A 1,249-nucleotide genomic window follows, 5' to 3' on the forward strand; every position below is an offset into this window, starting at 1 on the left:
GTACCGGGTGAGTTCGACCCGGTTGGCGAGCTGGAGTTTCCGCAGCGTCGCCTGCACGTGGTTCTCCACGGTGCGATGGGAGAGATTGAGCCGCGAGGCGATCTGCTTGGCGGACAGGCCCTTGGCGACCATCCGCAGCACCTCGGTCTCCCGCTCGGTCAGCGACGGGCGATGCGGTTCGTCGGCGGCGGTCGGCGCGGTCGCCATCCGCCGGTACTCGCCGAGCACGAGGCCGGCGAGGCCGGGCGTGAACACCGGCTGCCCGGCGGCGGTGGCCCGCACCGCGTCGATCAGCTCGGCGGCCGACGCGCTCTTGACCAGATAACCGCTGGCCCCGGCCTTGATCGCGTCGAGCACGTCGTCGCGCTCGGCCGACGCCGAGAGCACGAGCACCCGGCTGTGCGGGGAGACCCGCAGCACCTCGGCGGTGGCGGCGGCGCCGTTGCCGTCGGTGAGCTGCATGTCCATCAGCACCACGTCGGGCTGGACCGCGGCCGCGCGGCGGGTAGCGGTGCCGACCCCGTCGGCGGTCGCGGGGACGGCGAATCCGGCCTCGGTGAGGTCGCGGGAGACGCCCTCGCGCCACATCGGGTGGTCGTCGACCACCATCACCGTGATCGCCTGGTCCGTCATCGCGGCTCCTTCGCTCAGCGCGCCGGGTGGCGCGGAATCCGGAATTCCCATTCGGTGCCGAAGTCCTCGCCCTCGGTCAGCAGTTCGGCGGTGCCGCCCAGCGCCTCGACCCGGCCGACGATGGAGCGGGAAACCCCCATCCGCCCCTCGGCTTCGGCCGCGGCGAGCCGCCCCGCCGGGATACCGATCCCGTCGTCGCGCACGCTCACCACCAGCATGTCACCGGTGTCCTCCAGCAGCACATAGGCTTTCGCGTCCGGCCCGGCGTGCAGGTCGACGTTCGACAGCGCGGTGGCCACGGCGGCGGCGATCTCCTGCGCGGCGGTCCTGGCGATCAGCACCGGGTCACCCGGTGTCGCCACCGAGACCTCCGGCGTGGCCCGTGCGGTGAGCATCGGCCGCAGATCCACCTCGGCCGCACCGGAATCCGGCTGTTCGGCCTGCTCGGACAGCAGGACCCGCAGCGCCACTTCCTGTTCCCCGGCGCGCTGCGCGAGTTCGGTCGCCGGTCCACCGATCTCGGTGCCCCGCCGCTTGATGAAGGCCAGCACTTGCAGCACGCCGTCGTGCACTTCGCGGGCCAGCCGCTCCCGTTCCTGCGCGGCGGCGGTGATCC

General features: G+C 72.9%; 2 protein-coding genes. Both read right to left on the minus strand.

The features are described from left to right. On the minus strand, positions 1–633 hold a 633-nt coding region (locus ACWDNU_RS46185; RefSeq protein WP_449673487.1), incomplete at its 3' end, for a response regulator. A 14-nt stretch (positions 634–647) separates the two neighbouring features. Next, the coding region (locus tag ACWDNU_RS46190) for a sensor histidine kinase (RefSeq protein ID WP_449673488.1) at positions 648–1,249 on the minus strand (602 nt) is incomplete at its 5' end.

Source organism: Amycolatopsis sp. NPDC003676 (assembly GCF_053587275.1).